Consider the following 7,598-nt stretch of genomic DNA (forward strand, 5'->3'; position numbering starts at 1 on the left):
CCGGCCGGCTGCGCCTCGCCGCCCGCGCCGGCCCGCCCGGTCGCGGACCAGCCGTGGCCGCAGCAGCGGTACGCCCCGGACCGGCTCACCCCGCTCGCGACGGGCGCCGGAGTCGTGGTCGCGGTCGTCGACTCGGGTGTGGACCGGTCCCATCCGCAGCTCGCCGGCCGCGTACTCGACGGCGCCGACTTCCTCGACGGCGGCGGGGACGGCACCCGGGACTGCGCCGGGCACGGCACCGGCGTGGCCAGCATCATCGCCGCCGCCCCGCAGCCCGGCGTCGCGTTCCGCGGCCTCGCGCCGGACGCGCGCATCCTGCCGGTACGGGTCAGCGAGCAGCAGGTGGTCGAGGGACGGGAGTCGGGGCGTACTGTCGACGCGGCCGGGTTCGCCCGGGCCATCCGCTGGGCCGTGGACCACGACGCCGACGTGCTGAACCTCTCGGTCGTCCTGTACGCGGACGACCCGGCGGTGCGCGCCGCCGTCGCCTACGCGGTGCGCCGGGACGTGGTGGTGGTGGCCGCCGCCGGGAACCTGCACGACAACGGCGACCCCCGGCCCTATCCGGCGGCGTACGACGGGGTGCTCGGCGTCGGCGCGATCGGGCGCGACGGGACACGCTCCGCGTTCTCCCAGACCGGCTCGTACGTGGACGTGGTCGCCCCGGGTAGCGAGGTGCTGATGGCGGCGCCCCGGTCGGGGCATCAGCGGGCGGAGGGGACCAGCTACGCCACCCCGTTCGTGGCGGGTACGGCGGCGTTGCTGCGCCAGTATCGGCCCCGGCTGAGCGCGGACGAGGTGGCCGGGCGGATCGTGGCCGCCGCCGACCCCGCGCCGGGGCGGGACGCGGGCTACGGCGCGGGGGTGCTGAACCCGTACCGGGCGGTGACCGAGTCGGCCGGCGCGACGGATTCCCGTACCCGGCCGGCTGCCGCGCTTCCCGAGGACCGCCCGGATCCGGCCGCGCTGGCCCGCCAGTCCCGCCGGGACTCGGCCCGGGACCGGGCGCTGCTGGCCGCCGCAGTGGCGGGCGGGGCGGTGGTGCTCGTGGCGGCGCTCGCCCTGGTGCTGCCGCCCGGCGCGCGCCGACGGTGGCGGGCGGCCGACCCGGCCGGCACTGTCGCGCCGAGATGACGGCGGTACAGATGCGAAGCCGCGCGGCCCGGGTCACCTCCCCGGGCCGCGCGGCGTCGGTTCACTGGAACAGGTTGGCGTTGCGCTTCTCGGTGTCGAGGTAGTCGGCCGCGGAGTCCTCCACGGCGAGCTTGATGTCGCGCAGCATCGCCTGGAGGTCCTGCGAGGCGGCCCGCCACCGGGACTGCCGCACCTCGTACGCCTCGCGGGCCTCGCCGTTCCAGCTCGCCACCAGCGGGGCGGCGTCGCGTTCGAGCTGACCGAGCTGGCTCTCCAGGGTGGACAGCGCCCGTTGGATGTCGGCGCCGGCCTGTTGCAGGGCGGCGAAGTTGACGACCAGCACACCGTGCTCCATGAGTTCGATCCTTCCGGTTGTCAGAGAGGCAGCTGGATGCCGCGGTTGGTGCCCGCCACCCGGCCGGCGGCCTCGGTGTCGGAGACGTCGTAGTGGCGGCCGGCGCTGCGGATCGCGGTGGCGGTCTCGCGCAGCGCCCGCTGAAGGGCGGCCTGATCCTGCGCCCACTGTTGCTTGACCTGCGCGAACGAGCGCCCACCGGCGCCCCGCCAGGCCTGCTGCAGCACCTCCAGCTCGGCCATCAGGCCGCTGAGCATGCTCTGGAGCGACTGGTCGACCTGCTCGAACTTCGCGGCGGTCTGCTGCATCACCGCGGCTTCTGCCTGGGTCTGGGACATCCCGGACGTCACCTCGTCTCCTCGGTCGTGGCTGGCCACCGTGTGACCACCGTGGACTCGTCGGCGGGGGCCCGGGGCCGGTGGAGGGGGAAGCCCGGCGGCGGCGGACACGCAACTCGACGATTTCGTCGCTGACGGTAGCCGTCCGACTTCGGTTCTGCTACCCCTTCGGGCTCCCCTGTGGACAACTCGCCCACTACGATGAGCCACGGCAGCGTCACGCGGAGGCCCGCGAGGAGGTGCGGTGACCGCCAGTACGTCGGAGCGGCCCGCGTCCGTCCCGGTTCGGGCACCACAGTGGACGAGCCGGTCGGCAGCGCGGCTGCGCGCCGGTCAGATCGTGGCGACCCAGGTCGCGGTGGGGGCACTGGTAGCGTCCGCCGGTCGAGGTGTCGTGCCGACGGCCGTCTCGCTGCTGGCGGCGGCCCTGCTGCTGCCCGCCGCCTGGGTGCGGGTGCGCGGCCGGTGGCTCCACGAGTGGCTCGTCACCGCCGCCGCGTACCTGACCCGGCGCCGCGCCCTGCCGGCGACGGCCGAGCCGGCGGCGCTGCTGGAGTTGCTCCGGCCGGGCGCGGTGGTGGGCGCGACCGAGGCGTCCGGCGGCGCGGCGGTGGTGCACGACGCCGCCGGCCTGACCGCGCTGCTGGAGCTGGGCGACCCGGACGACCTGCTCGGTGACCACGCGCCCGAGCTGCCCACGCCCTTCGACCTGCTTCCACCGGCCGGCCCGGACGCCCCCGCGATCCGGTTGCAGCTGGTGTTCTCGGCGTCGCCCGCACCCGCGCCCGCCGTCGCGGGGGGCCCGGCGGGTACGTCGTACCGTCAGCTCACCGACGGCCGGGTGGCCGGGCGGACCCGGGTGGTGCTGGCCGTCCAGGTGCTGCGCGCCGACGGCTGGCCGGACGAGGATCTGCTGCGGGCGCTGTCCGGCACCCTGCGGCGGCTCGTTCGCCGGCTGGGCCCGCTCACCGCACGGCCGCTCGGCGGCGACGCGGCGCTGCGGGTGATCGCCGAACTGGCCCACCACGAGCCCGGCGCCCCGGTGCGGGAGACCTGGCCGCTGCTCGCCGTCGGTGGCTTGGCGCAGGCCACCTGGCGTCTGCGCCGGTGGCCGGATCCGCGCGGCGAGGCGGCCCGCGGGCTGGTGGGACGGCTGCTCGCGCTACCCGCCACCGCCACCACAGTCGCGCTCACGGCCGGTCCGCGCGTCGGCGCGACGCCGGTCCCGGCCGAGCTGGCGGTACGGGTGGCGGCCGGCAGCGCGGCCGAGCTGTCGACCGCGGAACGCACGCTGCGCCGGGTCGCCGGTGACGTCGGCGGCGAGCTGCGCCGGCTCGACGGTGAGCACCTGGCCGGGCTGGCGGCCACGCTGCCGCTGGCGGTGGCCGGCGGGGCCGCGCCTCCGGCCGGTTCGCCTCCGCCCGCGCTGGACCTGCCGCCTGCCACCGCCGGCCTGATGGTGGGCGCGAACCGGCACGGTGCCGCGCTCACCGTCCGCCTGTTCCGTCCGGCCACGACCCGGGTGCTGCTCGTCGGCGGCGTCGCAGCGGCGCAACTGCTCGTGCTGCGGGCACTGGCGCTCGGCGCGCGCGTGGTGGTGCAGACCGGCCGTCCCCGGTTCTGGGAGCCGTTCGTACGGGGTGTCGGGACGCTCGGTGGCGGCGTACCGCTGCTTCCGCCGGGTCGTCCGGTCGGCGGCGCGCCCGGTTCGCCGCTGCACCCGCTGCTGGTGGTGGTGGACGCCGGCCCGGTGCCGCCGGAGGCCGGCCCGGCCGCCGCCTGGCAGTCGGTCCTGCTGGTCCGCGACGAGCTGACCCCGGCCGACACGCAGGCGCTGGCCCGCGCGGACCTGGCGATCCTCCAGCCGCTCGACCCGGACGAAGCAGCGCTGGCGGGCGCGGCGCTGGGCCTGGGCGGCTCCGCGGAGTGGCTGACCCGGATCCGGGACGACATGGTGGCGGTGGTCAACCGGCGGGCCCTGCGCTGGGCGCTGCTCTCGCCCACGCCCGTCGAGTCGCAACTGGTCGGTCGCCCGGCCCGGCACTGACGAGCCGCACCGGCGCGTACCAGGTCGAGCCTTCCCCTGGTGGTACGGCCGTGGCACGATCCCGGCCATGGATTTCCTGAAGGGTCTTCTGATTCGCGTGGGTTCGACGGCGGTGGCGTTCTGGCTCGCCACCCTGCTCATCCCGGGCATCTCGCTCGACTCCGACTCGGCCACCGAGACGGTGATCACGCTGGTGCTCGTCGCGGTCATCTTCGGCGTGGTGAACGCGGTGCTCCAGCCGATCATCAAGACCGTGGGGTGCGGCTTCTACCTGCTGACCCTCGGCCTGATCGCGCTTGTGGTGAACGGCCTGCTCTTCCTGCTCACCAGCTGGATCGCCGGTGAGGCCGGGCTGCCCTTCCACGTGGACGGGTTCTGGCCGGAGGCGGTGCTGGGCGCGCTGTTCGTCGGCATCGTCACCTGGATCCTCGGCGCCGTCCTCGACCGCGACTGACGCCGGGCCCCGGCCGGTCGCCCCGGCGGCCGGCCGGGCGCACCGGGCCAGCAGGAGGGAATTGGCTGGCGAGAGTGCGGGGCGGTGGTACTAGCCTCGGCCGCGTGTTCACAGTGACCCGCGCGGACGGCTACGAGATCAGCACCGACCCGGACCGGATCGACCTGGACCGGGTGCACGTCTGGCTCTCCACCGACGCGTACTGGGCGCTGGGGCGGGAGCGGGAGACTGTCGCGCGCGCGTTCGCCGGCTCGATCGGCTTCGGCGTCTACCGGCCGGGTGACGGCCGGCAGGTCGCTGTCGCCCGGGTGGTCACCGACGGGGCCACGTTCGCCTGGCTGTGCGACGTGTACGTGGACCCGGCCGAGCGGGGTGGCGGGCTGGGCACCTGGCTGGCCGGCGCGGTCCGCGACCACCTGAACGAGCTGGGCGTACGCCGGATCCTGCTCGCCACGCTCGACGCGCACGGGGTCTACGCGAAGATCGGCTTCCGGCCGGTCGCGGCGGATCGGTGGATGGAGCTGGATCAGCGGGTGACGCCGGTCACCGATAAGGACCAAGAAGAGGATCCACCACTTACGGTGGAGCGGTGAACCAGCTCCGGCTCGGCTACCTGTACGGCGTCGGCGCGTACCTGATCTGGGGTTTCTTCCCGATCTACCTGAAGCTGCTGCGCCCGGCCGGACCGGTGGAGATCCTCGCGCACCGGATCCTCTGGTCGGTGGCGTTCGTGGCGTTGCTGCTCGCCGCCACACGGCATGCCGGCTTCCTGCGCAAGCTGGCCCGGCGGCCCCGGGCGCTCGCCGGCATCGGGCTCGCCGCCGCGCTGATCGCCGTCAACTGGGGCACGTACATCTACGGCGTGAACTCCGACCGGGTGGTGGAGACGGCGCTCGGCTACTTCATCAATCCGCTGGTGTCCGTGCTGTTCGGCGTGCTCGTGCTGCGGGAACGGCTGCGCCGGGCGCAGTGGGCGGCACTGGGCGTGGGCGCGCTCGCGGTGGCGGTGCTCACCGTCGACTACGGCCGCCTGCCCTGGCTGGCGCTCACCCTGGCGTTCAGCTTCGCCGGGTACGGGCTGGTCAAGAAGCGGCTCGCACTGCCCGCCACGGAAGGGTTGTTCGTCGAGTCGGCGGTGCTGGCACTGCCCGCGCTGGCGTACCTGGGGTGGCTGTCGGCGCGCGGCGACTCGACGTTCGGGCACGTCTCGGCCGGGCACACCGCGCTGCTGGTGCTGGCCGGGGCCGCCACCGCGATCCCGCTGCTGCTGTTCGCCGGGGCGGCGAACCGGCTGCCGCTGTCCACTGTCGGCATGCTGCAGTACCTCGCGCCGATCCTCCAGCTCGGCTGCGGTGTGCTGATCTTCCACGAGCCGATGCCGCCGGCCCGGCTGGCCGGTTTCGCCCTGGTCTGGCTCGCGCTGGTGGTCTTCACCGCCGACGCCCTGCGCCACTCCCACCGCACCCGCCAGGCCGCCCGCACCCACGCCGCCCCCACCCCCACCCCGGCTCGCTGATCTTGCACCTTCCGCCCGGGCGAAAGGGACGAATCGCTCGCGCCGAGGGCCACAAGTGCAAGATCAACGGGGAGGGGGGCAGGGTCAGCGGAGGTCGTAGGCCAGGACGGGGGCGTTCGTTCCTCGGAGCAGCTCCAGGCGGACCAGCTCCCCCTTGGTGAAGCGGGTGACGCCGGAGAAGCGCAGGTCGTCACCGGGGGCGGCGAGCCACGAGCCGATCTGCTCCGTCGCGCCGTCCGGGCCGTGCGCCACCAGCCGGAACGTGTACGCCTCCCGGTGCCCGGCCCGCCTGTCGTACCCGCAGTGCATGGTGACCTCGGTGCCCCACGGCGTCTCGGTCAGCCCCACCTCGGCGTGCACCGGCACCGTCCCGGCCACCGGCCGCATCGAGGCCAGCGCCACCGGCGGCTTGGACGGTTCGGCCGGCGACTGCACGAGCCCCACGCCGACGCCCGCCAGCACCGCGAGCGCGGCGGCGGCGAGCGCCGTCAGCGCGTACCGTCGGCGGGAGCGGGACCGCTCGCGGCGCTTGCGCTCGCGCGCGGCGTCGAGCAGCGCCGGCACCCGTGACGTCTCCGGCCCGACCTCCAGGAACTGCTCCAGCCCGGCCGGGTCGAGCCGGCCCAGGAGGCCGGGCAGCACGGCGATCTCCGCCACCGCCTCCCGGCACTGCGCGCACCCGGCCAGGTGCCGCTCGTAGGCGACCCGGTCCGCCGGAGCGAGGGCACCGAGCACGTACGCCCCGTCGTCGTGCGCGAACTCGCAGCCTGTCACCCGGTCACCCCCATCTCGGCCAGCGCCAACCGTAGTGAGCGCAGCGCGTAGTGGGTACGCGACTTCACCGTCCCCGGTGGAACGCCCAGCCGCGCCGCCGCCTCCGCCACCGACCGCCCCTGGTAGAAGCACTCGACAAGCACTTCCCGATGAGTCGGGCTGAGCCGGTTGAGCGCCTCGGCGACGGTCCACGCCTCCACCGCACGCTCCGTCTCGTCGACCGTCTCCGCGGTCTCGGGCAGTTCGTCCGTGTAGACCTCGCCGACCCGGGCCGAGCGCCGCCGCCAGGCGTCGATCGCGAGGTTCCGCGCGGTGGTGAACAGCCAGGCGCGTACCGAACCGCGCCGCGGGTCCAGCGACTCGGGGTGCCGCCAGGCGCGCAGAAGCGTCTCCTGCACCAGGTCCTCGGCCCGGGGCCGATCGCCGTTGACGAGCCGCAGGGCGTGCGCGTACAGCGCGTCGGCATGCTCGTCGTGCAGCGCGCGCAGCAGTTGGGCGTCGTGGTCGCTGATGGCGGTACCTCGCTTCCGGCGGCGGGGAAACCGGCGATGCGTTCGCCCTTCCATACGTGCCGTGACGCCGAACGGTTCATCCGCAGGTCAACGCGGAGCTGTTCACGTCCGGTTCAGGTCCGGGCCGATCCCCGCTCACCGTGCCCTGGCAGCGTCCGGCGGGTGAGCGCGCGAGCCGATCACCCGCGCGCCTTCCGACGTTGAGATCAGGAGGCTCCACCTCATGAGCGACCGGCCTCGCCTGCTTCCGCTGCTGGGTGGCACCCGCCACGGCAGCCGCGACGCGATGACCTGTCTGTACCGGTGCGGCAACGCGTGCGACCACCCGGTGCCGAACCCGACCGACAACCCGTACTTCGGCGACGTGGTCGGCACCGAGATCTCCCGGCGCGGCGTGGTCCGGGCCGGCGCGGTCGGCGCGCTGGTGCTCGGCTTCGGCGGCACCGCCGCGGGCGCGCTGGCCGGCGC

General features: G+C 75.0%; 9 protein-coding genes and 1 pseudogene. 6 read left to right on the plus strand and 4 right to left on the minus strand.

What is annotated here, in order from left to right:
- The coding region (mycP, locus tag AC2CHG_RS28470) for a type VII secretion-associated serine protease mycosin (RefSeq protein ID WP_484525955.1) at positions 1–1,134 on the plus strand (1,134 nt) is incomplete at its 5' end.
- Between the two features lie 61 nt (positions 1,135–1,195).
- Here the strand turns inward: mycP and AC2CHG_RS28475 are convergent.
- Together AC2CHG_RS28475 and AC2CHG_RS28480 are read right to left on the minus strand one after the other, a co-directional pair.
- Positions 1,196–1,489 (minus strand): WXG100 family type VII secretion target, encoded by a 294-nt coding sequence (locus AC2CHG_RS28475; protein WP_135242906.1) that lies wholly within the window; start codon positions 1,487–1,489, stop codon positions 1,196–1,198.
- 20 nt (positions 1,490–1,509) lie between these two features.
- Positions 1,510–1,827: a WXG100 family type VII secretion target gene (locus AC2CHG_RS28480; protein ID WP_262015330.1), complete on the minus strand. Its 318-nt coding sequence runs from the start codon at positions 1,825–1,827 to the stop codon at positions 1,510–1,512.
- Positions 1,828–2,071: 244 nt separating this feature from the next.
- On the opposite strand from AC2CHG_RS28480, the gene eccE reads away from it, so the two are divergent.
- The 4 genes from eccE to rarD all read left to right on the plus strand — a co-directional run bounded on the left by eccE (position 2,072) and on the right by rarD (position 5,844).
- Positions 2,072–3,874, plus strand: a complete 1,803-nt coding sequence (eccE, locus tag AC2CHG_RS28485; RefSeq protein WP_484525956.1) for a type VII secretion protein EccE — start codon at positions 2,072–2,074, stop codon at positions 3,872–3,874.
- Between the two features lie 67 nt (positions 3,875–3,941).
- Positions 3,942–4,328: a phage holin family protein gene (locus tag AC2CHG_RS28490; protein ID WP_013283623.1), complete on the plus strand. Its 387-nt coding sequence runs from the start codon at positions 3,942–3,944 to the stop codon at positions 4,326–4,328.
- Between the two features lie 104 nt (positions 4,329–4,432).
- Positions 4,433–4,921 carry a GNAT family N-acetyltransferase gene (locus tag AC2CHG_RS28495; RefSeq protein WP_366618443.1) on the plus strand — a complete coding sequence of 163 codons (489 nt, stop codon included), beginning with the start codon at positions 4,433–4,435 and terminating at the stop codon, positions 4,919–4,921.
- Positions 4,918–5,844, plus strand: coding sequence for an EamA family transporter RarD (gene rarD / locus AC2CHG_RS28500; RefSeq protein ID WP_484525957.1), 927 nt, complete (start codon positions 4,918–4,920; stop codon positions 5,842–5,844). The genes AC2CHG_RS28495 and rarD overlap by 4 nt, the downstream gene beginning before the upstream one ends.
- A gap of 84 nt (positions 5,845–5,928) precedes the next feature.
- Here the strand turns inward: rarD and AC2CHG_RS28505 are convergent, their stop codons facing one another.
- Both AC2CHG_RS28505 and AC2CHG_RS28510 read right to left on the minus strand, forming a co-directional pair.
- Entirely contained in the window at positions 5,929–6,618 is a 690-nt protein-coding gene (locus AC2CHG_RS28505; RefSeq protein WP_355512881.1) for an anti-sigma factor family protein, read from the minus strand.
- Positions 6,615–7,184, minus strand: a complete 570-nt coding sequence (locus AC2CHG_RS28510) for a sigma-70 family RNA polymerase sigma factor (protein ID WP_013283619.1) — start codon at positions 7,182–7,184, stop codon at positions 6,615–6,617. The genes AC2CHG_RS28505 and AC2CHG_RS28510 overlap by 4 nt, the downstream gene beginning before the upstream one ends.
- Positions 7,185–7,353: 169 nt before the next feature.
- Here AC2CHG_RS28510 and AC2CHG_RS28515 point away from each other — a divergent pair.
- A pseudogene (locus tag AC2CHG_RS28515) lies at positions 7,354–7,598 on the plus strand (phosphatase); the annotation flags it as partial.

The organism is Micromonospora sp. ATLC20 (assembly GCF_057196585.1).

Bases quoted from the DNA above. Each gene is read 5' to 3' on its own strand.
- AC2CHG_RS28490 (WP_013283623.1), top strand. From the start codon at position 3,942: ATGGATTTCCTGAAGGGTCTTCTGATTCGCGTGGGTTCGACGGCGGTG.
- AC2CHG_RS28480 (WP_262015330.1), bottom strand. From the start codon at position 1,827: ATGTCCCAGACCCAGGCAGAAGCCGCGGTGATGCAGCAGACCGCCGCG.
- AC2CHG_RS28475 (WP_135242906.1), bottom strand. From the start codon at position 1,489: ATGGAGCACGGTGTGCTGGTCGTCAACTTCGCCGCCCTGCAACAGGCC.
- AC2CHG_RS28510 (WP_013283619.1), bottom strand. From the start codon at position 7,184: ATGGAAGGGCGAACGCATCGCCGGTTTCCCCGCCGCCGGAAGCGAGGT.